The 23,889-nt window shown below is 69.5% G+C and carries 29 protein-coding genes; 15 read left to right on the plus strand and 14 right to left on the minus strand.

Features of this window, described 5'->3' with window-relative positions; genetic code table 11:
* Positions 1-9: 9 nt before the first annotated feature.
* The 6 genes from OG953_RS25805 to galK all read left to right on the plus strand — a co-directional run bounded on the left by OG953_RS25805 (position 10) and on the right by galK (position 8,175).
* Complete coding sequence (locus OG953_RS25805) at positions 10-1,821, plus strand: PQQ-binding-like beta-propeller repeat protein (RefSeq protein WP_405687204.1); 1,812 nt, start codon at positions 10-12, stop codon at positions 1,819-1,821.
* A gap of 64 nt (positions 1,822-1,885) precedes the next feature.
* Positions 1,886-3,778 carry a PQQ-binding-like beta-propeller repeat protein gene (locus tag OG953_RS25810; protein WP_405687206.1) on the plus strand — a complete coding sequence of 631 codons (1,893 nt, stop codon included), beginning with the start codon at positions 1,886-1,888 and terminating at the stop codon, positions 3,776-3,778.
* 215 nt (positions 3,779-3,993) lie between these two features.
* Complete coding sequence (locus tag OG953_RS25815) at positions 3,994-4,689, plus strand: LuxR C-terminal-related transcriptional regulator (RefSeq protein ID WP_405687207.1); 696 nt, start codon at positions 3,994-3,996, stop codon at positions 4,687-4,689.
* Between the two features lie 302 nt (positions 4,690-4,991).
* Positions 4,992-6,035 (plus strand): galactose-1-phosphate uridylyltransferase, encoded by a 1,044-nt coding sequence (gene galT, locus OG953_RS25820; RefSeq protein ID WP_405687208.1) that lies wholly within the window; start codon positions 4,992-4,994, stop codon positions 6,033-6,035.
* A complete protein-coding gene (gene galE, locus OG953_RS25825) occupies positions 6,032-7,012 on the plus strand; it encodes a UDP-glucose 4-epimerase GalE (protein ID WP_405687209.1) in 981 nt (326 codons plus the stop codon). The genes galT and galE overlap by 4 nt, the downstream gene beginning before the upstream one ends.
* Positions 7,009-8,175, plus strand: coding sequence for a galactokinase (galK, locus tag OG953_RS25830; RefSeq protein WP_405687210.1), 1,167 nt, complete (start codon positions 7,009-7,011; stop codon positions 8,173-8,175). Before galE ends, galK begins: the two co-directional genes overlap by 4 nt.
* Here the strand turns inward: galK and OG953_RS25835 are convergent.
* Positions 8,168-8,611 carry a GNAT family N-acetyltransferase gene (locus OG953_RS25835; RefSeq protein ID WP_405687212.1) on the minus strand — a complete coding sequence of 148 codons (444 nt, stop codon included), beginning with the start codon at positions 8,609-8,611 and terminating at the stop codon, positions 8,168-8,170. The two genes, galK and OG953_RS25835, sit on opposite strands and share 8 nt — an antisense overlap.
* Positions 8,612-8,887: 276 nt before the next feature.
* Between OG953_RS25835 and OG953_RS25840 the strand changes: the two genes are divergently transcribed.
* Positions 8,888-9,676 carry a LuxR C-terminal-related transcriptional regulator gene (locus OG953_RS25840; RefSeq protein ID WP_405692062.1) on the plus strand — a complete coding sequence of 263 codons (789 nt, stop codon included), beginning with the start codon at positions 8,888-8,890 and terminating at the stop codon, positions 9,674-9,676.
* On the opposite strand, the gene OG953_RS25845 is transcribed toward OG953_RS25840, so the two are convergent.
* Positions 9,638-10,132 carry a MarR family winged helix-turn-helix transcriptional regulator gene (locus OG953_RS25845; protein ID WP_405687213.1) on the minus strand — a complete coding sequence of 165 codons (495 nt, stop codon included), beginning with the start codon at positions 10,130-10,132 and terminating at the stop codon, positions 9,638-9,640. The genes OG953_RS25840 and OG953_RS25845 overlap by 39 nt on opposite strands.
* Positions 10,133-10,220: 88 nt before the next feature.
* On the opposite strand from OG953_RS25845, the gene OG953_RS25850 reads away from it, so the two are divergent.
* Together OG953_RS25850 and OG953_RS25855 are read left to right on the plus strand one after the other, a co-directional pair.
* Positions 10,221-11,024, plus strand: a complete 804-nt coding sequence (locus tag OG953_RS25850) for a trans-aconitate 2-methyltransferase (RefSeq protein WP_405687214.1) — start codon at positions 10,221-10,223, stop codon at positions 11,022-11,024.
* The gene (locus tag OG953_RS25855; protein WP_405687215.1) at positions 11,021-11,383 is read left to right on the plus strand and encodes a VOC family protein; all 363 of its coding nucleotides are present in this window, start codon (positions 11,021-11,023) and stop codon (positions 11,381-11,383) included. Before OG953_RS25850 ends, OG953_RS25855 begins: the two co-directional genes overlap by 4 nt.
* 13 nt (positions 11,384-11,396) lie before the next feature.
* Here OG953_RS25855 and OG953_RS25860 read toward each other — a convergent pair whose 3' ends face one another.
* The 5 genes from OG953_RS25860 to OG953_RS25880 all read right to left on the minus strand — a co-directional run bounded on the left by OG953_RS25860 (position 11,397) and on the right by OG953_RS25880 (position 13,539).
* Complete coding sequence (locus OG953_RS25860; protein WP_405687216.1) at positions 11,397-11,657, minus strand: hypothetical protein; 261 nt, start codon at positions 11,655-11,657, stop codon at positions 11,397-11,399.
* The gene (locus tag OG953_RS25865; RefSeq protein ID WP_405687217.1) at positions 11,654-11,962 is read right to left on the minus strand and encodes a DUF6247 family protein; all 309 of its coding nucleotides are present in this window, start codon (positions 11,960-11,962) and stop codon (positions 11,654-11,656) included. The genes OG953_RS25860 and OG953_RS25865 overlap by 4 nt, the downstream gene beginning before the upstream one ends.
* A gap of 149 nt (positions 11,963-12,111) precedes the next feature.
* Positions 12,112-12,714 (minus strand): Uma2 family endonuclease, encoded by a 603-nt coding sequence (locus OG953_RS25870; RefSeq protein WP_405692063.1) that lies wholly within the window; start codon positions 12,712-12,714, stop codon positions 12,112-12,114.
* The gene (locus OG953_RS25875) at positions 12,711-13,238 is read right to left on the minus strand and encodes an ATP-binding protein (protein WP_405687218.1); all 528 of its coding nucleotides are present in this window, start codon (positions 13,236-13,238) and stop codon (positions 12,711-12,713) included. Before OG953_RS25875 ends, OG953_RS25870 begins: the two co-directional genes overlap by 4 nt.
* A 13-nt stretch (positions 13,239-13,251) precedes the next feature.
* The gene (locus OG953_RS25880) at positions 13,252-13,539 is read right to left on the minus strand and encodes a hypothetical protein (protein ID WP_405687219.1); all 288 of its coding nucleotides are present in this window, start codon (positions 13,537-13,539) and stop codon (positions 13,252-13,254) included.
* Between the two features lie 334 nt (positions 13,540-13,873).
* Between OG953_RS25880 and OG953_RS25885 the strand changes: the two genes are divergently transcribed.
* The 3 genes from OG953_RS25885 to OG953_RS25895 are packed head-to-tail and all read left to right on the plus strand — an operon-like array spanning position 13,874 to position 14,873.
* Positions 13,874-14,455, plus strand: coding sequence for a DUF5753 domain-containing protein (locus tag OG953_RS25885; RefSeq protein ID WP_405687221.1), 582 nt, complete (start codon positions 13,874-13,876; stop codon positions 14,453-14,455).
* Positions 14,452-14,664 (plus strand): DUF397 domain-containing protein, encoded by a 213-nt coding sequence (locus tag OG953_RS25890; RefSeq protein ID WP_405687222.1) that lies wholly within the window; start codon positions 14,452-14,454, stop codon positions 14,662-14,664. Before OG953_RS25885 ends, OG953_RS25890 begins: the two co-directional genes overlap by 4 nt.
* Positions 14,661-14,873 (plus strand): DUF397 domain-containing protein, encoded by a 213-nt coding sequence (locus OG953_RS25895; RefSeq protein WP_405687223.1) that lies wholly within the window; start codon positions 14,661-14,663, stop codon positions 14,871-14,873. Before OG953_RS25890 ends, OG953_RS25895 begins: the two co-directional genes overlap by 4 nt.
* Before the next feature lie 68 nt (positions 14,874-14,941).
* Here OG953_RS25895 and OG953_RS25900 read toward each other — a convergent pair whose 3' ends face one another.
* Positions 14,942-15,094 (minus strand): hypothetical protein, encoded by a 153-nt coding sequence (locus OG953_RS25900; RefSeq protein WP_405687225.1) that lies wholly within the window; start codon positions 15,092-15,094, stop codon positions 14,942-14,944.
* Between the two features lie 192 nt (positions 15,095-15,286).
* Between OG953_RS25900 and OG953_RS25905 the strand changes: the two genes are divergently transcribed.
* Both OG953_RS25905 and OG953_RS25910 read left to right on the plus strand, forming a co-directional pair.
* Positions 15,287-15,655, plus strand: a complete 369-nt coding sequence (locus OG953_RS25905; protein WP_405687227.1) for a type II toxin-antitoxin system RelE/ParE family toxin — start codon at positions 15,287-15,289, stop codon at positions 15,653-15,655.
* A complete protein-coding gene (locus OG953_RS25910) occupies positions 15,652-15,969 on the plus strand; it encodes a helix-turn-helix domain-containing protein (protein ID WP_405687228.1) in 318 nt (105 codons plus the stop codon). The genes OG953_RS25905 and OG953_RS25910 overlap by 4 nt, the downstream gene beginning before the upstream one ends.
* A 108-nt stretch (positions 15,970-16,077) precedes the next feature.
* Here OG953_RS25910 and OG953_RS25915 read toward each other — a convergent pair whose 3' ends face one another.
* The gene (locus tag OG953_RS25915; protein WP_405687229.1) at positions 16,078-16,764 is read right to left on the minus strand and encodes a TetR family transcriptional regulator; all 687 of its coding nucleotides are present in this window, start codon (positions 16,762-16,764) and stop codon (positions 16,078-16,080) included.
* Positions 16,761-17,762: an acyl-CoA desaturase gene (locus OG953_RS25920; RefSeq protein ID WP_405687230.1), complete on the minus strand. Its 1,002-nt coding sequence runs from the start codon at positions 17,760-17,762 to the stop codon at positions 16,761-16,763. Before OG953_RS25920 ends, OG953_RS25915 begins: the two co-directional genes overlap by 4 nt.
* A 276-nt stretch (positions 17,763-18,038) precedes the next feature.
* Between OG953_RS25920 and ppc the strand changes: the two genes are divergently transcribed.
* Positions 18,039-20,768, plus strand: a complete 2,730-nt coding sequence (gene ppc / locus OG953_RS25925; protein ID WP_405687231.1) for a phosphoenolpyruvate carboxylase — start codon at positions 18,039-18,041, stop codon at positions 20,766-20,768.
* A 26-nt stretch (positions 20,769-20,794) separates the two neighbouring features.
* On the opposite strand, the gene OG953_RS25930 is transcribed toward ppc, so the two are convergent.
* The 4 genes from OG953_RS25930 to OG953_RS25945 form a co-directional block, all read right to left on the minus strand.
* Complete coding sequence (locus OG953_RS25930; protein ID WP_405687232.1) at positions 20,795-21,265, minus strand: hypothetical protein; 471 nt, start codon at positions 21,263-21,265, stop codon at positions 20,795-20,797.
* A 112-nt stretch (positions 21,266-21,377) separates the two neighbouring features.
* Positions 21,378-21,971 carry an aminoacyl-tRNA hydrolase gene (gene pth / locus OG953_RS25935; protein ID WP_405687233.1) on the minus strand — a complete coding sequence of 198 codons (594 nt, stop codon included), beginning with the start codon at positions 21,969-21,971 and terminating at the stop codon, positions 21,378-21,380.
* Positions 21,972-22,088: 117 nt separating this feature from the next.
* Positions 22,089-22,670 carry a 50S ribosomal protein L25/general stress protein Ctc gene (locus OG953_RS25940; protein ID WP_405687234.1) on the minus strand — a complete coding sequence of 194 codons (582 nt, stop codon included), beginning with the start codon at positions 22,668-22,670 and terminating at the stop codon, positions 22,089-22,091.
* Between the two features lie 182 nt (positions 22,671-22,852).
* A complete protein-coding gene (locus OG953_RS25945) occupies positions 22,853-23,827 on the minus strand; it encodes a ribose-phosphate diphosphokinase (RefSeq protein ID WP_405687235.1) in 975 nt (324 codons plus the stop codon).
* Positions 23,828-23,889: the final 62 nt, after the last annotated feature.

A 23,889-nucleotide genomic window follows, 5' to 3' on the forward strand; every position in this document is an offset into this window, starting at 1 on the left:
GACGTGCTGATGACCCAGCCGCCCAGCCAGCAACCGCCGCAGGGAGGCTTCGGCGCACCGCAGGAGCTGCCGCAGGGGAGTCCTCAGCCGCCCCAGGGTCCGCCGCCGAGTGGTCCGCCGCAGTCCCCGCCGCCCGCGCAGCCCGGCTACGGCTACTCGCAGACGCCCGGTCAGGCGCCGGGCCAGGCCCCCGGTTACGGCTACCCCCAGCAGCCCGGCCCGTACAACCAGCAGCAGCCGGGGCCCTATGCCCAGCAGCCGGGTCCGTACAACCAGCAGCCCGGTCCGTACGGTCAGCCGACGCAGCCCGGTTACGGCTACCCGCAGCAGCAGTACCCCGGCGCACCGGCCCCCGGCGGCCCCGGTGGTCAGGGCGGTGGCAACTCCTCCAAGCGTAAGCCCGCGTTGATAATCGGCGCCGCGGCCGTCGCGCTCCTGGTGATCGGCGGCGGCATCTTCATCGCCACGAGCGGGGGCGACGACGACAAGAAGCCCGTCGCGGAGAAGAGCGGCGACGCCGAGCCGAGCAGCTCGCCCTCCGTCAACGAGGGCGACGGCAACGGCGACGGCCGAGAAGCCGATGACGACCTCAACGCCGGGCGCAAGGAGGGTGAGGCGAAGGTTCTCTGGCTGCAGAAGAACGACATCGACCTGCCGGGCAACGGCTCGGACGTGTACGGCCCCTGGGTCGTCGGCGACACGGTCGTCAAGGCCATGTACCGCACCGTCTCCGGCTACTCCGTGGCCGACGGCAAGCGGAAGTGGACGCTGAAGCTGCCCGCCGACCTGTGCGCGGCGCCCTCGCAGCCCACCACCGACGGCAAGATCGTCATCGGGGTCGAGAACGGCACCACCGACAAGGCGGACTGCGCGGACCTCCAGATGATCGACCTCGACACCGGCAAGGCCGGCTGGAAGAAGTCGATCAAACAGAACGGCATCTGGGACATGATGTCGGACATCTCGCTGGCCATCAGCGGCGACACCGTGGCGGTCGGGCGCACCGGCAACTCCAACGCCTTCCGGGTCAGTGACGGCAAGGAGCTGTTCGGCAACCAGCCGGGCAACTGCCAGCCGTTCGCCTTCGCGGGCGGGCCCAAGCTGATCGCCGCCTCCAGCTGCCGCACCGATGACGTCAACAATCCCCAGCATCAGATCCAGGAGCTCGACCCGGTCACGGGGAAGCCCCGGTGGACGTACCGGCCCAAGCGCGGATGGGAGATCGACCGGGTCTTCTCGGTGAGCCCGCTGGTGGTTTCCCTGAAGAAGGACAAGGAATGGAGTGTCCTCTCCCTCAAGGAGAACGGCTCGCTCCGCTCCGGACTCGTCAGTGACAAGGGCGACAAATTCGCGCCGGACTGCGGCAATGCCTTCGCCATCTTCGGCAAGTCCCTGGACGGTTGCACCGGTGTCGCCGCCGACGCCAACACGTTTTACATGTCGACCACGCCGAACTCCAGCGGCATCACCGACACGAACAAGGTCGTGGCGTTCAACCTGAACACCGGCAAGTCCAAGTGGAAGGTCGCGGCCCCGGCCGGGCGCGTGGTGAAGCCACTGCGCATGGAGGGCGGCAATGTGCTGCTCTACGTGAAGGCCGGGTACAACAAGGGCGGCGGGATCGCCACCCTCGCACCGACCGGTGGCACGCCGCAGATGGTGCTGCGGCATCCGGTGTCGACGGCCCAGATCGAGAACTTCTTCTACAACTCGAAGATCGTCTACGCGGACGGCCGTTCCTTCATCGCGAGCGGACGGGTCAGCGCGAGCAACGACGAGGAAGAGCTGGAGACGAAGACCATGATGGCCTTCGGCAACTGACGGCACACGCAGGCATTCGACGGCCCCGACCCACCAACTCCCTTTCCCCAGAGGTACGTACGCCATGACGCAGCCCCCCCAGCCGCCCAATGAGCCGCCCCAGGGCGGATTCGGTGCCCCGCAGGACCCCCCGCCGGGCGGGTTCGGCGCACCGACCCCGCCGCCCGCCGACCCGTTCGGCAAGCAGCCGGCCACCCTGCCCGCGGGCGGATTCGGCGCCCCGCAGACCCCGCCGCCCGCAGGCACCCCGCAGCAGCCGGGCCCGGGTTACGGCTACCCGCAGGGCCAGCCGCCGCAGCCGGGCTACGGCTACCCGCAGGGCCGGCCCCCGCAGCCCGGTTACGGCTACCCGCAGTCGCCCGTGCCCGGCCAGCCGCAGCAGGGTTACGGATTCCCGCAGGGCCTGCCGCCCGGCCAGCCGCCGCAGCAGGGGTACGGATACCCGACCAGCCCGATGCAGCAGCCGTACCCGCCGCAGCAGAACGGGAACGGGGGCAAGAAGTTCACCACCCAGATGCAGATCATCGTCGCCGCGTCGGTCGCCATCGTGCTGATAGTCGCCGCGGGCATATGGTTCTCCTCCAGCGGTGGTGACGACGGCAAGAAGGACGAGGCGGCCCAGTCCAGCGGCGGCACCGCCGAGGGCAAGGACGGCGGCCAGGGCGGCGCTGTCGGTGGCGGAGGCAAGGAGAAGGCACCGGCGGACCCCAAGTCCAGGGTCGTGTTCCAGTTGCCGGAGCCGAAGGTCGATGACATCACCATGGTCGACGGTTCCTGGCTGACCGACAAGGCGTATGTGAAGACCGGCTTGAACGAGATCGTCGGCTATGACGCGGTCAAGGGCACCAAGCTGTGGTCCATCCCGCTGGCGGGCCAGGTCTGCGCCGCCTCCCGGCACATGTCCAAGGACTACAAGACGGCCATCGCCTTCGAGGAGGCCAAGCCGACCAAGGCCAAGAAGTACCAGCCGTGCAACCAGGTCGGTGCGATCGACCTGAACACCGGCAAGCTGATGTGGAGCAAGTCGGTGACCGCCTCCACCAGCGGTGACGAGCCGGTCAGGTACCACGGGGTCACGCTCAGCGGCACCACGGTCGCCGCGGCCGGCCTGGAGGGCGGCGCGGCGTTCGACCTGAACACCGGTGCCGAGCGCTGGAAGCCCAAGGTCTCCACCGACGGCTGCTTGGACGCGGGCTACGCCGGTGGCGAGGCGCTCGCCGCCGTCCGCAGGTGCGGTGCGCACGACGACCCGCAGCTCGTCATCCAGGCGCTGAACCCGACCACCGGCGCCCCGCTCTCCTCCTACAAGATGCCACCCGGTGTCGAATACGCGAGTATCGTCTCCACCAAGCCGCTGGTCGTCGCGGCCGACGTCGGCGGCACCGCCGGTGACGGCAGCGGCATCTCGGACTTCTTCTCGATCGACGCCTCCACCGGCAAACTGCTCACCAGGATCGCGGCGGGCGGCGAGAAGTACGCCGCGCGCTGCGAATCCACCGAGGTCGAGAGCTGCCGGAAACTGGCCGTTGGCAACAACCGCATCTACGTGCCGACCGAGGGCCACGAGGGCACCGGCGAGTACGGCGACACCAACGAGATCGTCTCCTTCGACCTCACCACGGGCAAGCCGACCAGTGACCGGGCAGATGCGGGCGAGCGCTACACGATGTTCCCGCTCCGCATGGACGGCGGCAACATCATCGCGTACAAGACGCCCCCGTACGACAAGGGCGGCCAGATCATCTCCATCGACGGCGCCACCTTCAAGCAGACCGTGCTGATGGAGAACCCGAGCGAGAAGTCCGCCCGCGACGCCGAGACCAGCTTTACCGGGGAGTACTCCGAGATGCTCTACTCCGGTGGCCGGCTGTGCATCTCCCAGACGATGATCAGCAAGGGGGGCGGGGCCTCGCTGACCGACAAGGAGTACCTCGCCGTCTCCTTCGGCACCAGTTGATCCGTACGCAGTACCTGTGACCCGGCCCTGCCGGTCGATCATTCGACCGGCAGGGCCGATCGTTTTCCGCCCGTCGAGCGGCCCTGAATGGCACATAATCCGACACTCCGGGGGCCTTCTGCCGGGTTAGGGGTCCGGAACGTCGAACAAGCGTGTAGCTTGCCGGGTCAGGGCGGGCCGGGGGGCCTGGTGCCGTTGCTATGGGGGTGTGCTCGATGGGCGTGCGGCTCATGGTGGTCGATGATCACCGACTGCTCGCCGAGGCGCTCGCCTCGGCGTTGAAACTGCGGGGCCACCGAGTGCTCGCGGCGGCCGCGCCGACTTCGGGGGCGGCGGAGCTGGTGGTCAGCAGAGCGCCGGAGGTCTGCCTGTTCGGCACCGCGGCACCTGCCGAACCCGGCGCCTTCGACCCGATCGTACGGATCCGGCGCGAGCGCCCTCAGGTGGCCGTGGTGGTGCTCGGGCCCGTGCCCAGCCCGCGCGGGATCGCGGCGGCTTTCGCGGCAGGCGCCGCGGGATATGTCCGGCACGACGAGCGCATGGAGGGCGTCGAACGGGCGATGGTCAAGGCGCGAGCCGGAGAGGCCGCGGTGGCGCCGCAAATGCTCCAGGGCGCCTTCGCCGAGCTGCTCAATCCGGTCGCGGCGCCGGACGACGAGGGGCAGCGGCTGCTGCAGATGCTCACCCCGCGCGAGGTCGAGGTCCTGATCCGGGTCGCCGAGGGCGAGGACACCCGGCTGATCGCGGCCGGGATGCGGATCGCGTCGAGCACCGCGCGTACACATGTGCAGCGGGTGTTGATGAAGCTGGGCGTCGGCTCCCGGCTGGAGGCCGCGGCGCTCGCGGCCCGCACGGGGCTGCTGGACCGGGCGGTGCCGCTGGACAAGCAGGGGCCCGACGGCATCGGGTGATGTCGCCGGGCCTCTGCTGAAGGCGGTGCGTCTCGCACTGTCATCACGTCGAACGCGGCAACCGCCCCTCCCAGCCGGTCTACAGGTTGATGTGGACTCCCTGGCCGCCTCGGACGGGTTGATCCCGGCGATGGTGACGATCACCCCGTTTGTGTTCAAGAACTGAACACTTTCCCTCAGCTCACACGCACGGGCAGACCCGGATTCCGGACCCCTGTGCGCGCATCTCTCGAGCCGTGATCACCATTGACGCGTATGTTGACTTGTGATTCATTGTGTTTGGTTGTGTTTGGAGGAATCTGGTGAAGAAGACGGCTACGACGCTCGCCGACGGCCGGGAGCTGCTCTACTACGACAGTCGTGACGATGTCGTGCGCGACGCCGTCGACCGGCGGCCCCTCGATGCCGTCTCGACCTCTTCCGAGATTCGCCGTGACCCGTTTCGCGGTGACAGCGTCGCCATCGCCTCGCACCGCCAGGGCCGCATCTACCACCCGCCGGCCGACGAGTGCCCGCTCTGCCCCTCGCGGGACGGTCGGCTGAGTGAGATCCCCGAGGCGGACTACGACGTCGCCGTCTTCGAGAACCGCTTCCCCTCGCTCGCCGGTGACTCCGGCCGCTGCGAGGTCGTGTGCTTCACCTCCGACCACGACGCGTCGTTCGCGGACCTCACCGAGGACCAGGCCGCCCTGGTCCTGGAGGCATGGACCGACCGCACCGCCGAACTCGCCGAGCTGCCGCAGGTCAAGCAGGTGTTCTGCTTCGAGAACCGGGGCGCCGAGATCGGCGTCACGCTCGGCCATCCGCACGGTCAGATCTACGGCTATCCCTTCGTCACCCCGCGCACCGAGCTGATGCTCCGCTCGATGGAGGCCCACCGCGCCGAGACCGGCCGCAACCTCTTCGACGACGTCGTGGCCCGCGAGGAGAAGGAAGGCTCGCGGATCGTGATCAGTGGCGAGCACTGGGTCGCCTTCGTGCCGTACGCGGCGCACTGGCCGTACGAGGTCCACCTCCACCCCCGCCGCCGCGTCCCCGACCTGAGGGAACTCGACGAGGCCGCGCGCACGGAGTTCCCACAGATCTATCTGGAACTCTTGAGGCGATTCGACCGGATCTTCGGCCCCGGCGAGCCGCCGACCCCGTACATCTCGGCCTGGCACCAGGCGCCGTTCCGTGTCCCGGGGCGGCAGGACTTCGGGCTCCATCTGGAGCTTTTCACCATTCGACGCACCTCCGGCAAGCTGAAGTTCCTCGCGGGTTCCGAATCCGGCATGAATGTGTTCATCAACGATGTGCCGCCGGAGGCCGCGGCCCAGCGACTGCGAGAGGTAGCGAGCGAGTGAGCAAGCCCCAGAAGAAGTACCTGGTCACGGGTGGCGCGGGTTATGTCGGCAGCGTGGTCGCCCAGCATCTGCTGGAGGCCGGTCACGCGGTCACCGTCCTCGACGACCTCTCGACCGGGTTCCGGGAGGGCGTCCCGGCCGGGGCCGAGTTCATCGAGGGCCGCATCCAGGACGCGGCGAAGTGGCTGGACCCCTCCTACGACGGGGTGCTGCACTTCGCCGCGTACTCGCAGGTCGGCGAGTCCGTCGTGGACCCGGAGAAGTACTGGGTGAACAACGTCGGGGGCTCCGTGGCGCTGCTCGCCGCGATGCGGGACGCCGGGGTGCGGACCCTGGTCTTCTCCTCCACCGCCGCGACCTATGGCGAACCGGTCACCACCCCCATCACGGAGTCCGACGCGACCGCGCCCACCAACCCCTACGGCGCCACCAAGCTCGCCGTCGACCACATGATCAGCGGCGAGGCGGCCGCGCACGGACTGGCCGCCGTCTCGCTGCGCTACTTCAACGTGGCCGGGGCGTACGGCAGTTGCGGGGAGCGACACAGTCCCGAGTCGCACCTCATCCCGCTGGTCCTCCAGGTCGCCCTCGGACAGCGCGAGTCGATCTCCGTGTACGGCGACGACTACCCGACCCCCGACGGCACCTGCGTCCGCGACTACATCCATGTCGCCGATCTCGCCGAGGCCCACCTGCTGGCCCTGGACGCGGCCACCGAGGGCGAGCACCTGATCTGCAACCTCGGCAACGGCAACGGCTTCTCGGTGCGCGAGGTCATCGAGACAGTCCGCGAGGTCACCGGCCACCCGGTCCCCGAGACCGCGGCCCCGCGCCGCACCGGTGACCCCGCAGTGCTGGTCGCCTCCGCCACCACTGCCAGGGAGCGGCTCGGCTGGACGCCGTCGCGCGCGGACCTGGCCGGAATCGTCTCCGACGCCTGGACGTTCGCCCGCCGAGAGGAGTCCACCACCCCATGACCGAGAACAGTGAGCCGGCCGCCGCCTTCACCGAGCTGTACGGGAGTGCCCCCGAAGGGGTCTGGGCGGCGCCCGGCCGAGTGAATCTGATCGGCGAGTACACCGACTTCAACGACGGTTTCGTGATGCCGCTCGCGCTGCCGCACACCGCGCGGGCCGCCGTCGCCCGCCGCACCGACGGCGAGCTGCGGCTCCACTCGACCGACGTACCGGGCGGTGTCGTCCGGCTCCGGGTCGACGAACTGGCCCCGCACCAGGGGCACGGCTGGGCGGCGTACCCGGCCGGAGTCGTCTGGGCGCTGCGCGAGGCCGGTCACCCGGTCACCGGGGCGGACATCCAGCTGACCTCCACCGTCCCCACCGGCGCCGGGCTCTCCTCCTCCGCGGCCCTCGAAGTCGTCACCGCGCTGGCCCTGAACGACCTCTTCGAACTGGGGCTCTCAGCCTCGGAGATGGCGGTCATCGGCCAGCGCGCCGAGAACGCGTTCGTCGGCGTGCCGTGCGGGGTCATGGACCAGATGGCATCCGCCTGCTGCACCGAGGGCCACGCGCTGTACCTCGACACCCGCGACCTCACTCAGCGCCAGGTCCCCTTCGACCTGGCCGCCCACGGGCTGCGGCTGCTGGTCGTGGACACCCAGGTCAAGCACGCGCTCGGCGACGGCGCGTACGCCGAGCGGCGGGCCGGCTGCGAGGCGGGAGCGGCCGCGCTCGGCCTGCGAACGCTGCGCGAGCTCCCGTACGAGGGTCTCGGCGCGGCCCTGGACACCCTGGCCGAGGCCGGGGTCGACGAGTCCGTGGTGCGATACGTACGCCATGTGGTCAGCGACAACGAGCGGGTGGAGCAGGTCATCGCGCTGCTCGACGCGGGCGATGTGCGGGGCGCGGGCCCGGTCCTCGACGCGGGGCACGTCTCGCTCCGCGACGATCTGCGGGTCTCCTGCCCGGAGTTGGACCTGGTGGTTTCGGCGGCGGGCGAGGCCGGGGCTCTCGGTGCGCGGATGACCGGCGGTGGCTTCGGCGGCTCGGCGATCGTGCTGGTGGACGAGGCGCAGGCGGACACGGTCGCCAAGTCCGTGCTGGAGGCGTTCGCTTCGGCGGGGTACGCGGCGCCGCGGATCTTCCCCGCCGTTCCTTCGGCGGGTGCCCGACGCCTCAGCTGAGGTTCTTGGTCAGGATGAATTCGGTGACTCCGGGCGGGTAGTTCTCGACCTGCCCGCTCACCTCGTAGCCCCGCTTCCGGTAGAAGTCCGGCGCCTGGAAACCCCAGGTCTCCAGCCGGGAGCGGGTGCAGGCCCGGTCGGCCCCGGCCACCCGTTCCGCCTCGGCGAGCAGCCGTGAGCCGAGGCCGCAGCCGCGGTGGCGGGCATCGACCCAGAGCTGGTCCACATGAAGCCAGTACGCCCAGGTGCGGCCGGTCAGACCACCGGCGACGGCGCCCAGCTCGTCAAGTACCCACACTTCCAGCGGGAGTTCCTGCCCGGCGGGGTCGGTGCGCAGCACGCGGAGCTCAGGGGAGCCGGCTGTGTTGTCGTCGCGCAGTCGCCGGCTGAGCAGGGTGCGCCGCCCTTTGTCCACTTCTGTCTCAAGACGGAACATGTAACACAGCCTACGGAGCAGAGCCTGTCAGTTCTGCGAATTTCCTTCCGTACCGGCGCCCCGGACGTACCCTGATGCACAGCACCGGTGGGGGCCGGTGCTGATTCAGGGGTACGAGACAGTCGGGTACGGCGCCCGGGGCGGGTTGCAGTCGAAACACGGCGGCGGCCGTGGGACTGCGGTCCATTTCCCCGATCCGGGCGGCCGTACCCGCGCCGTTCCGTCCCTTCGGTGGGCCGGGGGTGGCCCAGCAACAGAGGCAGCATGGGGGTGCCTGTGGTTCGTATCCGGGTTCTCGTGGTGGACGACCACCGCATTTTCGCCGAGTCGCTCGCAGCGGCGCTCGCGGCCGAGCCGGACGTCGAGGTGGCGGCGGCGGGCAGTGGCCCCGCCGCGCTGCGATGTCTGGAACGGGCGGCCGCCGAGGGGCGAGGCTATGACGTGATGCTGGTCGATGCCGAACTGGGCATCCTGGCCGCGGCGAGGGAGCGCCGGGCACCCGTCCCGGTCCCCCGCAGCGGGGAGAACGGCCCGGTGGACGGCATCTCGCTGGTCGCCGGGGTCCGTTCGGGCCGGCCTTCCGTGCATACGGTGGTGCTCGCCGAGAAGGACGACCCGCACCGGGCCGCGCTGGCGCTGCAGGCCGGGGCCTCGGGATGGGTCGCCAAGGACTGCTCGCTGCAACGGCTGCTCACGGTCATCCGGGGGGTGCTGCGGGACGAGACACATCTGCCCCCGGCCCTGCTCACGGGCGTGCTGCGGGAGCTGACGGCAGCGCGCAAGCACCGCACCGAGAGCGAGGAGCTGGTCGAGTCACTGACCCCGCGCGAGCGCGAGGTGCTGCGCTGCATGGTGGCGGGCCTGGGCCGCAAGGCAGTGGCGGAGCGGCTCTACCTCTCCCCGCACACGGTGCGTACGCACATGCAGAACGTGCTGGGGAAGCTCGGCGTGCACTCCACGCTGGCGGCGGTCGCGCTGGCCCGGCGGGCGGGTGTCGGACCGGTCGATCTGGAACCGGCCCGGGGCCTAGGGGATGTTGTCGAACGGAGCAGTCAACTGGCGTAGCAGTCCAGCCAGTTCACCGCGCTGCCGGGTGGAGAGTTCAGCCAGGATGGCGCGCTCCTGGGCGAGCAGGCCGGCCAGTGACTGGTCGGCCTTGTCGCGCCCCTCGGCGGTGAGCCGGACCAGCACGCCGCGGCGGTCGCTGGGGTCGGGGAGCCGCTCGACGAGGTTCTTCTTGGTCAGCCGGTCGATGCGGTTGGTCATCGTGCCCGAGGTGACCAGGGTCTGGGTGAGCAGCTGGCCGGGGGACAGCTGATAAGGATCACCCGCACGGCGCAGCGACGTCAGTACGTCGAACTCCCACGGCTCCAGATTGTGCTCAAAGAAGGCGATCCGGCGGGCCCGGTCCAGATGGCGGGCCAGGCGGGAGACGCGGCTGAGCACCTCGAGTGGTTCCACGTCGAGGTCGGGGCGCTCGCGGCGCCATGCAGCAACCAGTCGGTCGACCTCGTCCTCCATGTGGATCAGTGTAGAGGGTCTGTCGACATGAAGTCTCTTGAATTCGAGTGTCTTGACATCAAGATACTTCCGGCGTGATCCTTGTTCCATGACCGCACCCACCTGGGATCCGCAGCAGTACCTGCGCCACGCGGACCATCGCACCCGCCCCTTCCACGACCTCCTGGCCCGCATCGCCGAGCCTCCGGCCGCCGCCGCCACGCCCCGTGTCGCCGACCTCGGCTGCGGAGCGGGAAACGTCACCGCCCTCCTCGCCGACCGCTGGCCGAAGGCCCGGATCACCGGCTACGACAACTCCCCGCAGATGCTGGAGCGGGCCCGGGCGCACGCCGGCCCCCTCCTGGACTTCGCCGAGGCCGACGCCACGACCTGGACCCCCGCGGAGCCGTACGACCTGATCGTCTCCAACGCCCTGCTCCAGTGGGTCCCGGACCACACCACCCGCTTCCCGGCCTGGCTGGACGCGATCACCCCCGGCGGCACGTTCGCCTTCCAGGTCCCCGGCAACTTCGACCAGCCCAGCCATGTCCTGATGCGGGAACTCGCCGGGTCCCCGCGCTGGCGCGACCGTCTGGCCGGCGAGCTGCGCCACGCCGACGCGGTGCTCAGCCCCGCCGCCTACCTCGACGCGCTGACGGCCCCCGGCATCACGGCGGACGTCTGGGAGACCACGTACCTGCATCTGCTGCCCGGCGAGGACCCGGTACTCGACTGGGTCAAGGGAACCGGCCTGCGCCCCGTCCTGACCGCCCTCGCCGACGACCCCGAGGCCCGCGAAGCGTTCCTCGCCGAATACCGCGACCAGCTCCGCACCGCCTACCCCAAGGGCCCGCACGGCACGGTGTTCCCGTTCCGCCGCATCTTCGCCGTGGCCCGCAAGGAGACGCGATGATCGCCGCCGTCGACCACGTCCAGCTGGCCGCCCCCGAAGGCTCGGAGGATGCGCTGCGCACGTACTACGCGGACACCCTCGGCATGACGGAAATCGCCAAACCCCCCGCCCTCGCGGCCCGCGGCGGCTGCTGGTTCGAGGCGGGCCCGGTCCAGCTCCACGTGGGCATCGACCCCGACTTCCACCCGGCGAGGAAGGCCCACCCGGGCCTGCGCGTCACGGACATCGAGACATACGCGACGCGACTGGAGAAGCACGGCGCCGAGGTGCGCTGGGACGACGAACTGCCGGGGCACCGGCGCTTCTTCAGCCACGACCCGGTGGGCAACCGGCTGGAGTTCCTGGAGCCGGTTGCCTGACGAGCGGCAGGGCTCAGCCGTACCAGGTGACGTTGCAGATGTAGACGCACTCGTGGCGCGGGACGGCGAGGAAGCTGATGAATCCGCGCCCGCCCATGAGGTCGAACTCTCTGAGACCTCCTTCCTTGTCGAGCGGCCTTCCGACCTTCACCGCGTCGTGCCCGAGCGCGGTGAGCTCAGTGGCGAGCCGCTCGACTTCCGCCACGACGCCGGGCGGTAGTCCACCAGTGATGTACTCCGCGCTGGGGTTGTAGTCCCACGTCCAGCCGGTCACCGCAGTCCGGCCTCCGCCTCGGCTGTCTCACGGATACGCTGTATCTCGGTGATTGCTTCGGTCGGGTCTTCCTCGCCCGCGTTCACAACCCGCTCCAGTGCATGCAGCCGGGCGGCGTGCACGGGATGCCGCTCGATTGCCACGAACACGGCCCAGGAGTGGACGAACGCCCGTAGCGGAGCGAGGCTCTGCGTCTGCTGTGCGTTCGTCGTAGCCTCGAAAAGGTGTTGAGTGAGCGCGGGAATGCGGCTGGGGGCGATCCGGGCAACCGCAGCCCGCAGGGCATCAGGCGTGAGTTCAGGCATGGGAATCAGCGGTCCGTATGGGCTGTCGGGCTGGGCGCTCACGGTGACCTCCGGTGCGGGTGGTTCGGTCTTCGTACGGTACCGACAGAGGTGCCGGTGCGGTGTTCGCCCAGTAAGGCCGGCGGGGCACAGTGGCCCGTGCCCGGCGGTCAGAGCTGTTTGAGTGCGTCCCGTGTGATGTCGATGTCGATCGGGAACGGAACACCCGTCTTGAGCCGGTCGTGGTGGATTCCCGTCAGGGCGTACGCCTTGGAGACCGGGTCCAGCTCGTAGACCCGCACCACCGGGTGCTGGTCGGTGCCGGCCATCTCGACCAGCCAGAAGTTCGGGATACCGGCCGCGGCGTACTTCTGCGGCTTGGCGTTGCGGTCGCGGGCCTCGGAGTCGGGGGAGACGACCTCGACGGCGAGGAGGACGTCGGCGGCCCGGAAGCGGGTCAGTTCGGGGCCGGTGACGGCTTCGGCACGGACGACGGAGATATCCGGCTCCGGGCCGTTGCGTCGGTCGAGCACGACGGTCATCTCGCGGCGAATCTTCACCGCGGGTGACGCCGTGCCACGCAGCCCGGCCATCAACAGATCGATCACCGTGCCGTGAAAGTCTCGCTGTGGACTCACAAAAACCAGGCTCCCGTCGATCAGCTCCGTGTGCGGCGGGAGATCGGGCAAGGTGAACAGATCGTCCACCGTGTATCCGTCCTGGGGTGGCACCGGCCAGCGGCTGCTGTGCCCGGCGATCGGCTCGGCGGTCATGATTCCTCCCATGGGCGGGATTCTGGGCCTGCTCCCTCACGGTAGCGGTCGGAATCGAGCGGCGTCATCACAAGGAGTGACGCCGGGCCGGTGTCGACCTCGGCCCAGACCATGAGACCGCTGCATGCGCGACGCTGACCCCAACGGGAGGCCAGCGCGCCGACGATCAGCAGCCCGCGTCCGTCCTCCTGATCCGGCGGTGGTGTGCCCGCTGCGGTGGCGCTGCCCCGCCCTTCGTCGATCACTCCGACGACGACCGTCCGGGCGGTACGGGACAGCACAACGGTGATGGAGCGGCTTGCGCTGTGCTCCAGGGCGTTGGCGGCGAGCTCTCCGGTGATCAGTTCCAGAGCTTCCACCGCATCCGGCGGCAGTCTCCAGGTCCGGGCCGTCGTCGTTACGTAACAGCGGGCCGCGCTCGCTGACGCGAGGGTTCCGCCGGGTAAGGAGACCAGGCCCAGGGCCTGTGGAGCGGTGGCGCAGTGCGCGAGGGTGTTGTGGACGATCTCGATGAGCGGCGGCATGACCGCACCTCCTTCACTGGTCCTCATTGGTGTCCACCGGGGCGAGGCGGGCGCCTCGGCTCTCGGCGATGAGCAGGGCGTCGCGCAGTGCGTCGGCCAACTGGGAGGTCAGGAGCCTGAGTTCCGAGGTCTCCGGTGTGGCGCCGGAGAGTACGACTCGTACGTGGTCGAGGAGCTTGCCCGCGAGGCCGAGCTGTACGTACTCGATCTGGTCGGCGAGCCGGGACAACGGGCCGGTGCCGTCAGTGGAGAGGTAGTTGGGCTTCCCGTCTGCCCCGGTCCAGGGCAGCAGCCGGATCACCGCGCCACCTCCATACCGTGGATGCGGCGCGGGCCGACGTCGATGCCGTACGTCGCGAGCCAGAGCGCCCGGCGGCGGCTGCGCTGCTCGGGGGTGAGCAGGTAGGGGCGGACCAGGGCGGTGGCCCGGCCGTCGATGGGGGTGTCGGTGGCGTACGGCCCGGGCCGGGAGCCTGGGGAGGCGGCCTGCGGGGGTGTGGGGGAGGGGTGCAGGGCACGGTGCCGGCCGCGTGGGGCGAAGAGGCTTCGCAGCAGGGCGGTGGCGCGGGTGGCGAGGCTGGTCCCGCAACCAGCAGAACGGCTGGTGGATGGATCACCCCGGTTTGCCTGAAGTCATGGACCCGCTGATGTCCTTTGAAGACGTGGCCGAGTACGAGCACGTCTACGCCAACGCACTGGTTCCCGGGCTGCTCCAGACGCCTGACTACGCGCTTGCGCTCCACCGGGTGCAGGACGTCCGGGCGGACGCGGACGTGATCGCAGACAAGGTCGACGCACGAATCAAGCGTCAGGCGATTCTGGAGCGCTCGCCCGCCCTTCACTTGTGGGTCGTTCTTGACGACGCTGTTCTCCGCCGCCCTATCGGGGGTCCGGACGTGATGTCCGCGCAGATCGACCACCTGAGCGCCATGGCCCAGCGTCCCAACGTGGACATCCAGGTGCTCAAGTTTGCCGCGGGGGCTCACGCCGCAGGGTCCGGCGGACACTTTCTGATCCTTGGACGGGACGACGAGAAGAATCCGCTCAACAGCATGAACGTGGTCTACCTCGAACTGCACAAGCGCGGCTTGTATCTCGACGCACCCACCGAAGTGCAGAGCTACAAGCTGATGTTTGATTACTTGCGATCCCAAGCGGCCGATACGTCGAACAGCGTCGAACTGCTGGCCGCAGCACGACAGGAGCTGATCCGATGAACAACGCACCAACCGATGCTCAGTTCGCTGCTACGGACTGGACGAAGAGCAGCTACAGCGCAGCCGACAACGAGTGTGTGGAGGTCGCATTCGCCAGGTTGTGGGTCGGGGTCCGGGACTCGAAAGCAACGCGGGGGCCCGTACTCCCTGTGACTGCGGAAGCGTTCACCGCGTTCGTGAACGGTGTGAAGGGCGAGGAGCTGACGTGAGAGCGCAAGCTGACTCGCGCGGATCGCGCTGGGCCACGAGCACTTACAGCTCGGGCGACAGGGAATGCGTCGACGTGGCCTTCGTGGCAGGCATGACCGGTATCCGGGATTCGAAGGTCGCGCGCAGCCCTGTGCCGGCTACACCCGGCGACGCGTTTGCTGCGTTTCTTGGCGGAGCCAAGGGCAGTGGGCTGGACCGGACCGTCTGACGCGACCGCCTCTGGAACAACACGAAGCGGACCGCCCCAGCCGGGGCGGTCCGCTTCGTTGTCCTGTGTCACTCGCGGGCGGCCGGGGCGGGCAGTTTCACGCCCAGGGACTTGGCCGGTGCGTCGATCTCCGTGAGCGCCTCGTGCAGGTCGACCGCGATCTCCCGAACCAGCTCGCCGGGGGACTTGGCCTCCGCCGCCTCCGTCGCGGAGGCGTCCATCAGCGCGATCTCGAGGTTGACCTCTTTGCGCCGTCGAAGACCCGGATGGGGCCGCGCCAGGGCGGTGGCCTGGTCGTCGATGGGGGGTGATCGGTGGCGTACGGCCCAGCGCGGAGCGTCCTGCCGGGATCACCCGCCCCGTCCACCCCTTCAGCACCCCGACCCGGGTATACCTATCGCTATACTTTCTGTATGACGGAGGACGAGTGGGAGATCTACATCGTCGATGAGGTGCGCGAGTGGATCGATCGCCTCGACGACGCTGCGCACACCCGGGTGGTGCAAGCGATCGACGCTCTGGCCGAGGGTGGCCCCGGCCTGGGGCGCCCGCTGGTCGACACGATCACCGATTCCACGGTGAAGAATCTCAAGGAGCTGCGCCCGGGCACGGCGAGAATCTTGTTCGCCTTCGATCCGTGGAGATGCAGCATTCTGCTGGTGGCGGGAGACAAGCGCGGTCGTTGGAATGAGTGGTACGACGAAGCGATCCCGCTGGCTGAGCAGCGCTACGCGATCTATTTGCAGTCCCGTACAGAGGAAGAGGAAGGGGACACGGCATGACTGGTTATGCACGTTGGAAGGACATCCGCGCCGAGCACGTCGAACGTGCCGGCGGTGAGGCTGCTGTGGCGAAGGGGAAGCAGGAGCTTCTGGCCGAGGTCCTCGGGTACCGGCTGGCTGAGATCCGACGGGCGCGTGGCCTCACACAGGAGCAGGTCGCCGAGAGGATGGAGGTCACCAAGGGGCGTGTTTCCCAGATCGAACAGGGCAAGATTTCCGGACAGGAAGTACTCGCCCGGTACGCCGCAGCCCTCGGCGGGCAGCTGCATCAGGCGATCTACTTCGACAACGGTGACATCGCCGCCATTGCGTGAGCCCTCGCGGCCGCGATCACTTCGGCCTTGAAGGTCCCACTGAGCTCCGGTTGCCCCGTTCGAACTGATCCGGCTGACCGCTCGGGACGGCCCTTGCGCGCCGCCCCCTCAGCTCTTGCGGTGCCCCATCAGCCGCGGCTTCGACTCCAGGTTCTCCAGGCCGTGCCAGGCCAGGTTCACCAGATGAGCCGCGACCTCCGCCTTCTCCGGCTTGCGGGCGTTGACCCACCACTGGCCGGTCAGGGCGACCATGCCGACCAGTGCCTGCGCGTACAGCGGGGCCAGCTTCGGGTCGAAGCCGCGGGCCTTGAACTCCAGGCCCAGGATGTCCTCCACCTGGGTGGCGATGTCGCTGATGAGGGAGGCGAAGGTACCCGTGGACTGGGCGACGGGGGAGTCGCGGACCAGGATACGGAAGCCGTCCGTGTACGTCTCGATGTAGTCGAGCAGGGCGAACGCCGCCTGTTCCAGGAGTTCGCGGGGGTGGCCCGCGGTCAGGGCGCCGGTGACCATGTCCAGGAGCTGGCGCATCTCGCGGTCGACCACGACGGCGTACAGGCCCTCCTTGCCGCCGAAGTGCTCGTAGACGACCGGCTTGGAGACGCCGGCCCGGGCCGCGATCTCCTCGACCGAGGTGCCCTCGAAGCCCTTGTCGGCGAAGAGGGTGCGGCCGATGTCCAGCAGCTGCTCGCGGCGTTCCTTGCCGGTCATCCTCACCCGGCGGGTGCGCCGGGCGGAGGGGGGACGGTTTTTCTCGCTGCTGGTGCTGGAGTCGGTCGCCACGTCGTCAATCATGCCGCGTCGGCGCGCGCGGCGTCGCGCCGGGAGTCGATACGGCGGGAGTCGATCCGGGCGGAGTCCGGCCAGCGCACGTCGTGCGCCCAGCCCAGTTTCTCGAACCAGCGGATCAGCCGGGCGCTCGAATCGGTCTGGCCCTTCATCACGCCGTGGCGCGCGCTCGTCGGGTCCGCGTGGTGCAGGTTGTGCCAGGACTCGCCGCAGGACAGGACCGCGAGCCACCACACGTTGCCGGACCGGTCACGGGACTTGAAGGGGCGCTTGCCGACCGCGTGGCAGATGGAGTTGATCGACCAGGTGACGTGGTGCAGCAGGGCCACCCGTACGAGAGAACCCCAGAAGAAGGCGGTCGCCGCGCCCCACCACGACATCGTCACCAGACCGCCGACCAGCGGCGGGAACGCCAGCGACACGATCGTGAAGGTGGGGAAGTGGCGGGAGATCCCGCGGATCGCCGGGTCCTTGATCAGATCGGGGGCGTACTTCTGCTGCGGGGTCTGCTCCTCGTCGAACATCCAGCCGATGTGCGCCCACCACAGGCCCTTCATCAGGGCGGGGAGGGTCTCGCCGAAACGCCACGGCGAGTGCGGATCGCCCTCGGCGTCGGAGAAGTGGTGGTGCTTGCGGTGGTCGGCCACCCAGCGCACCAGCGGGCCCTCCACGGCCAGCGAACCCGCGACGGCCAGGGCGATGCGGAGCGGGCGCTTCGCCTTGAAGGAGCCATGGGTGAAGTAGCGGTGGAAGCCGATCGTGATGCCGTGGCAGCCGATGAAGTACATCGCCACGAGCAGACCCAGATCGAGCCGGCTCACGCCTCGGCCCCAGGCCAGCGGCACCGCGGCGACCAGCGCCACGAACGGCACCACGATGAACAGCAGAAGGGCGATCTGTTCGACCGACCGCTTGTTGTCCCCGCCGAGCGTGGCCGAGGGAAGGACCTGACCGTCGGCCGCCGATGGCTGGGTGTCGTCGATCACAGCGGGGCGGGTGTTCATGGGGAGTCCCCTGGGGATGAGGAATACGACGGACAGCTCTGGCTACGCATCCGTAACCTACGGCTACGTAAGTATGGCAGCGCGGAGGCCCGCTGTACGAGAGCGCGACGGGCCGCCCGTGAAGGGGAAACCCGATCGGGGCGCGAGCGGTGCCGACGGCGTGGACACCTATCCTGGTGGGGTCGGACAGCGCGGTCCGCACTCTGCTTCCCGGGGTGTCGTCAGCACCAGGCCCCGGAGATCCCCGTGCTCAACCACTGCAAGGAGCCGCACACCGTGAGCAGTGCCGACCAGACCCCCGCCGCCAGCCCCGAGCTGCGCGCCGACATCCGCCGCCTCGGTGATCTGCTGGGCGAGACCCTCGTACGCCAGGAGGGCCAGGAGCTCCTCGACCTCGTCGAGCGGGTCCGCGCCCTGACCCGCACCGACGGTGAGGCCGCGGCCGAGCTCCTCGGCGACACGGACCTGGAGACCGCCGCGCAGCTCGTGCGCGCCTTCTCCACCTACTTCCACCTCGCCAACGTCACCGAGCAGGTGCACCGCGCCCACGAGATGCGTGACCGGCGCGCCGCCGAGGGCGGTCTCCTCGCCCGTACCGCCGACCGGCTGAAGGACGCGGACCCGGTCCACCTGCGCGAGACCGTCAAGAACCTCAACGTACGGCCCGTCTTCACCGCGCACCCGACCGAGGCCGCGCGGCGCTCCGTGCTGAACAAGCTCCGCCGCATCGCCGAGCTGCTGGAGACGCCCGTCATCGACGCCGACCGGCGCCGCCAGGATCTTCGGCTCGCCGAGAACATCGACCTCATCTGGCAGACCGACGAGCTGCGCGTGGTCCGGCCCGAGCCGGCCGACGAGGCCCGTAACGCCATCTACTACCTCGACGAGCTGCACACGGGCGCCGTCGGGGACGTACTCGAAGACCTGGCGGCCGAGCTGGAGCGAGTCGGCGTCGAGCTGCCCGCGGGCACCCGCCCCCTCACCTTCGGTACGTGGATCGGCGGCGACCGCGACGGCAACCCCAACGTGACGCCCGCCGTCACCCGGGAAGTGCTGATCCTCCAGCACGAGCACGGCATCACCGACGCGCTGGAGCTCATCGACCACCTGCGCGGGCAGCTGTCCAATTCCATCCGCTACACCGGCGCCACCGACGAGCTGCTGACCTCGCTCCAGGCCGACCTGGAGCGCCTCCCCGAGATCAGCCCGCGCTACAAGCGGCTGAACGCCGAGGAGCCGTACCGCCTCAAGGCCACCTGCATCCGGCAGAAGCTCGTCAACACCCGCGAGCGCCTCGCCGGCGGCACCCCGCACCGCCCCGGCTGCGACTACCTCGGCACCGCCGAGCTCATCGCCGACCTGGAACTCATCCAGACCTCGCTGCGCGAGCACCGCGGCGGCCTGTTCGCCGACGGGCGGATGGACCGCACGATCCGCACGCTCGCCGCGTTCGGCCTGCAGCTCGCCACCATGGACGTACGCGAGCACGCGGACGCCCACCACCACGCCCTCGGCCAGCTCTTCGACCGGCTCGGCGAGGAGTCCTGGCGCTACGCCGACATGCCGCGCGACTACCGGCAGAAGCTGCTCGCCAAGGAGCTGCGCTCGCGCCGCCCGCTCGCCCCGACCCCGGCCCCGCTGGACGCCGCGGGCGAGAAGACCCTCGGCGTCTTCCACACCATCAAGGAAGCCTTCGAGCGGTTCGGCCCCGAGGTCATCGAGTCGTACATCATCTCGATGTGCCAGGGCGCCGACGACGTCTTCGCGGCCGCCGTCCTGGCCCGCGAGGCCGGACTGCTCGACCTGCACGGCGGCTGGGCCAAGATCGGCATCGTGCCGCTCCTGGAGACCACCGACGAACTGCGCGCCGCAGACGTCATCCTCGACGAGATGCTCGCCGACCCGTCGTACCGCCGCCTCGTCTCGCTGCGCGGCGATGTGCAGGAGGTCATGCTCGGGTACTCCGACTCCTCCAAGTTCGGCGGCATCACCACCTCGCAGTGGGAGATCCACCGGGCGCAGCGCCGACTGCGTGACGTCGCGCACCGCTACGGCGTACGGCTGCGGCTCTTCCACGGCCGCGGCGGCACCGTCGGCCGCGGCGGCGGCCCCTCGCACGACGCGATCCTCGCGCAGCCGTGGGGCACCCTCGAAGGCGAGATCAAGGTGACCGAGCAGGGCGAGGTCATCTCCGACAAGTACCTCATCCCGGCGCTCGCCAGGGAGAACCTGGAGCTGACCGTCGCGGCCACCCTCCAGGCCTCCGCGCTGCACACCGCGCCCCGCCAGTCCGACGAGGCCCTGGCCCGCTGGGACGCGGCGATGGACACCGTCTCCGACGCCGCGCACGCCGCGTACCGCAGGCTGGTCGAGGACCCGGACCTGCCCGCGTACTTCTTCGCCTCCACCCCGGTCGACCAGCTCGCCGAGCTGCACCTCGGGTCGCGTCCGTCGCGGCGTCCGGACTCCGGCGCCGGTCTGGACGGGCTGCGGGCCATCCCGTGGGTCTTCGGCTGGACCCAGTCACGGCAGATCGTGCCCGGCTGGTACGGCGTCGGCTCCGGGCTCAAGGCGCTGCGCGAGGCCGGTCTGGACACCGTTCTGGACGAGATGCACGAGCAGTGGCACTTCTTCCGGAACTTCATCTCGAACGTGGAGATGACGCTCGCCAAGACCGATCTGCGGATCGCCCGCCACTATGTCGACACACTCGTCCCGGACGAGCTGAAGCATGTCTTCGCCGACATCGAGGCCGAGCACGCGCTCACGGTCCAGGAGGTCCTGAGGGTCACCGGCAGTTCCGAACTGCTCGGCACCAGCCCGGTGCTCCAGCAGACCTTCTCCATCCGGGACGCCTACCTGGACCCGATCTCCTATCTCCAGGTCTCGCTGCTGGCCCGCCAGCGCGAGGCGGCGGCACGCGGCGCGGAAGCGGACCCGCTGCTCGCCAGGGCCCTGCTGCTCACCGTGAACGGTGTCGCCGCGGGTCTGCGCAACACCGGCTGAGTCCCCGGACGCGGGTGCGGCCCTGCTCAGAGGGCGAAGAACGTCGCCACCAGCAGGGTCGCGCCCGCGACCCCGGTGCCCCAGGCGATCCGGGGCAGCCGCATACCGCCGCCGATGACCAGGGCGGCCAGCAACAGCGCACCGCCCAGCGGCACCCAGGCATGCAGGAAGCCGGGTGTTCCGGTGCGTACGACATCGTCCGTGCCGGGCTTCACGACGACGGGGAAGCGATCGCCCCTCCGCGCCGCGACGGACTTCTCGATCGTCACCCGGGGGCGCGCGGCGGCCTGACCGGACGGCGCGAACGGCCCGGTGCAGACATCGGCGCCGCAGCCCGTGACGGTCATCGTGCCGTGCTCACGGCCCTTGGCCAGAACGATGTGGTGCGCCGAGTCCCAGGAGGACAGCACGCCCGCGACGAGCAGCAGCAGGACGACACAGCCCATGGCGGCGCTGCGGGCATGGACCAGGGCGCGGTGGGGGGAACTCCGCTTCATGGGGAGCGATCCTTGGGCAGAGCGGCACACTTGGTCAACTTGTGGCCGAAATTCGCCGGGGTACCGGCGGGAATGTCAGAGTTGTGCGTGCTGCGACCGTTGCTGCGGGTGTTCAGGAGTTGTATGCGCTCTGCGCGCGCTCCAGACCCTCCGCGAGCAGGCACTCCACCGAGTCGGCGGCCCGGTCCACGAGGTAGGCGAGCTCCTTGCGCTCGGTGGACGAGAAGTCCTTCAGCACGAAGTCCGCGACCTGCATCCGGCCCGGCGGCCGGCCGATCCCGAACCGGACCCGGTGGTAGTCGGCGCCCATCGACTTGGTCATCGACTTGAGCCCGTTGTGTCCGTTGTCGCCGCCGCCCAGCTTCAGCCGGAGTGCCCCGTAGTCGATGTCCAGCTCGTCGTGGATCGCCACGATGTGGTCGGTCGGCACCTTGTAGAAGTCGCGCAGCACGGTGACGGGGCCGCCGGAGAGGTTCATGTACGACATCGGCTTGGCCAGGATCACCCGGCGGTTCTCCGGTCCCGGCGGTCCCATGCGGCCCTCGACGACCTGAGCCTGGGCCTTCTGCGCACGCTTGAACTTCCCGCCGATCCGCTCGGCGAGGAGGTCGGCGACCATGAAACCGACGTTGTGCCGGTTCGCCGCGTACTCGGGACCGGGGTTGCCGAGGCCCACGATGAGCCAGGGTTCGGTGGCGTCGGACATCTGCGCTCGGTCTCCTCGCGTACGGATGGTTCCGGATGGCCCGGTTACAGGGAAACGGGGCGGCGGGCCCTCGAAGAAGGAACCGCCGCCCCGTCAGTGAAGCAGGGAAGGCGAGGCTCAGCCCTCGGTGCCCTCGGCGGCCTCGGCGGCCGGCTCCTCGGCCTGCGCGGCGACGACCTGGAGCACGATGGCGTCCTCGTCACCGGCCAGCACGGAGCCCTTGGGCAGCGGGACGTCCTTGGCGAGGATCGAGTCGCCGGCGTCCAGGCCCGCGACGGAGACCGTGACGGACTCGGGGATGTGGGTGGCCTCGGCCTCGACGAGCAGGGTGTTCTGCACGTACTCCAGGAGGTTGCCGCCCGGGGCCAGCTCGCCCTCGACGTGCACGGCGACCTCGACGTTGACCTTCTCGCCGCGCTTGACGGTCAGCAGGTCGACGTGCTCGATGTTGCCCTTGAGCGCGTTGCGCTGCACGGCCTTGGGGATGACCAGGGCGTCCTTGCCGTCGATCTCCAGACCGATCAGGACGTTGGCGGTCTTGAGCGCCATCATCAGGTCGTGGCCCGGCAGGTTGATGTGAACCGGCTCGGCACCGTGGCCGTAGACGACCGCGGGAACCAGGTTGGCGCGGCGGGTGCGGCGGGCGGCGCCCTTGCCGAACTCGGTACGGACCTGGGCGGCGAGCTTGACCTCAGCCATGACTGCACTCCTCGTAGGGTGACGGAACTTGGACGGTCACCCGGCCCACGACAGGCCTGCTACGAAGAGCGCGTCGATAACGGACCGCCGTACACATGAGTACGGCCTCCCTCGCCGAGCAACTCAGTGAGTCTACCCGGCGGGGAGGCCGTGCCCAAAGTGGATCTTCCGAGCGGTGCTGCCTACTGCTCTTCGAAGAGGCTGGTTACCGAGCCGTCCTCGAAGACCTCGCGCACCGCGCGGGCGATCGTCGGGGCGATCGAGAGCACCGTGAGCTTGTCGAGCTCCAGCTCGCCCGGGGTCGGCAGGGTGTCCGTGAAGACGAACTCGCTGACCTTGGAGTTCTTCAGACGGTCCGCGGCCGGACCGGAGAGCACGCCGTGCGTGGCCGTCACTATGACGTCCTCGGCACCGTGCGCGAACAGGGCGTCGGCGGCGGCGCAGATCGTGCCACCGGTGTCGATCATGTCGTCGACCAGGACACAGACCCGGCCCTTGACGTTGCCGACGACCTCGTGGACCGTCACCTGGTTGGCGACGTCCTTGTCACGGCGCTTGTGGACGATCGCCAGCGGGGCGTCCAGGCGGTCGCACCAGCGGTCGGCGACGCGCACGCGGCCGGCGTCCGGCGAGACGATCGTCAGCTTCGAGCGGTCGACCTTGGCGCCGACGTAGTCGGCCAGGATCGGCAGCGCGAAGAGGTGGTCGACCGGGCCGTCGAAGAAGCCCTGGATCTGGTCGGTGTGCAGGTCGACGGTGAGGATGCGGTCCGCACCCGCCGTCTTCATCAGGTCGGCGACCAGACGGGCCGAGATCGGCTCGCGGCCGCGGTGCTTCTTGTCCTGGCGGGCGTAGCCGTAGAACGGCACGATCACCGTGATGGAGCGGGCCGAGGCGCGCTTCAGCGCGTCCAGCATGATGAGCTGCTCCATGATCCACTTGTTGATCGGAGCGGTGTGGCTCTGGATCAGGAAGCAGTCGGCGCCGCGGGCGGACTCCTGGAAGCGGACGTAGATCTCACCGTTGGCGAAATCGAAGGCCTTCGTCGGCACGAGGCCGACACCCAGTTGGTGTGCAACCTCCTCGGCCAGCTCGGGGTGGGCGCGGCCGGAGAAGAGCATCAGTTTCTTCTCGCCGGTCGTCTTGATCCCGGTCACAGCACAGTCTCCTCAGACGTGTTCCTGGCGCTGCACGCATGCGTCCCGATGTGCAACGAGCC

Source organism: Streptomyces sp. NBC_00057 (assembly GCF_045041165.1).
In the GTDB taxonomy this organism is placed as follows: domain Bacteria; phylum Actinomycetota; class Actinomycetes; order Streptomycetales; family Streptomycetaceae; genus Streptomyces.

Bases quoted from the DNA above. Each gene is read 5' to 3' on its own strand.
- OG953_RS25865 (WP_405687217.1), bottom strand. From the start codon at position 11,962: ATGCCTGAACTCACGCCTGATGCCCTGCGGGCTGCGGTTGCCCGGATC.
- OG953_RS25930 (WP_405687232.1), bottom strand. From the start codon at position 21,265: ATGAAGCGGAGTTCCCCCCACCGCGCCCTGGTCCATGCCCGCAGCGCC.
- OG953_RS25815 (WP_405687207.1), top strand. From the start codon at position 3,994: ATGGGCGTGCGGCTCATGGTGGTCGATGATCACCGACTGCTCGCCGAG.
- OG953_RS25805 (WP_405687204.1), top strand. From the start codon at position 10: ATGACCCAGCCGCCCAGCCAGCAACCGCCGCAGGGAGGCTTCGGCGCA.
- OG953_RS25855 (WP_405687215.1), top strand. From the start codon at position 11,021: ATGATCGCCGCCGTCGACCACGTCCAGCTGGCCGCCCCCGAAGGCTCG.
- OG953_RS25920 (WP_405687230.1), bottom strand. From the start codon at position 17,762: ATGAACACCCGCCCCGCTGTGATCGACGACACCCAGCCATCGGCGGCC.
- OG953_RS25905 (WP_405687227.1), top strand. From the start codon at position 15,287: ATGACGGAGGACGAGTGGGAGATCTACATCGTCGATGAGGTGCGCGAG.
- OG953_RS25835 (WP_405687212.1), bottom strand. From the start codon at position 8,611: ATGTTCCGTCTTGAGACAGAAGTGGACAAAGGGCGGCGCACCCTGCTC.
- OG953_RS25940 (WP_405687234.1), bottom strand. From the start codon at position 22,670: ATGGCTGAGGTCAAGCTCGCCGCCCAGGTCCGTACCGAGTTCGGCAAG.
- galK (WP_405687210.1), top strand. From the start codon at position 7,009: ATGACCGAGAACAGTGAGCCGGCCGCCGCCTTCACCGAGCTGTACGGG.
- OG953_RS25900 (WP_405687225.1), bottom strand. From the start codon at position 15,094: ATGGACGCCTCCGCGACGGAGGCGGCGGAGGCCAAGTCCCCCGGCGAG.
- OG953_RS25885 (WP_405687221.1), top strand. From the start codon at position 13,874: ATGGACCCGCTGATGTCCTTTGAAGACGTGGCCGAGTACGAGCACGTC.
- OG953_RS25810 (WP_405687206.1), top strand. From the start codon at position 1,886: ATGACGCAGCCCCCCCAGCCGCCCAATGAGCCGCCCCAGGGCGGATTC.
- pth (WP_405687233.1), bottom strand. From the start codon at position 21,971: ATGTCCGACGCCACCGAACCCTGGCTCATCGTGGGCCTCGGCAACCCC.
- OG953_RS25890 (WP_405687222.1), top strand. From the start codon at position 14,452: ATGAACAACGCACCAACCGATGCTCAGTTCGCTGCTACGGACTGGACG.
- OG953_RS25875 (WP_405687218.1), bottom strand. From the start codon at position 13,238: ATGCCGCCGCTCATCGAGATCGTCCACAACACCCTCGCGCACTGCGCC.
- OG953_RS25850 (WP_405687214.1), top strand. From the start codon at position 10,221: ATGACCGCACCCACCTGGGATCCGCAGCAGTACCTGCGCCACGCGGAC.
- OG953_RS25845 (WP_405687213.1), bottom strand. From the start codon at position 10,132: ATGGAGGACGAGGTCGACCGACTGGTTGCTGCATGGCGCCGCGAGCGC.
- OG953_RS25910 (WP_405687228.1), top strand. From the start codon at position 15,652: ATGACTGGTTATGCACGTTGGAAGGACATCCGCGCCGAGCACGTCGAA.
- OG953_RS25870 (WP_405692063.1), bottom strand. From the start codon at position 12,714: ATGACCGCCGAGCCGATCGCCGGGCACAGCAGCCGCTGGCCGGTGCCA.
- OG953_RS25915 (WP_405687229.1), bottom strand. From the start codon at position 16,764: ATGATTGACGACGTGGCGACCGACTCCAGCACCAGCAGCGAGAAAAAC.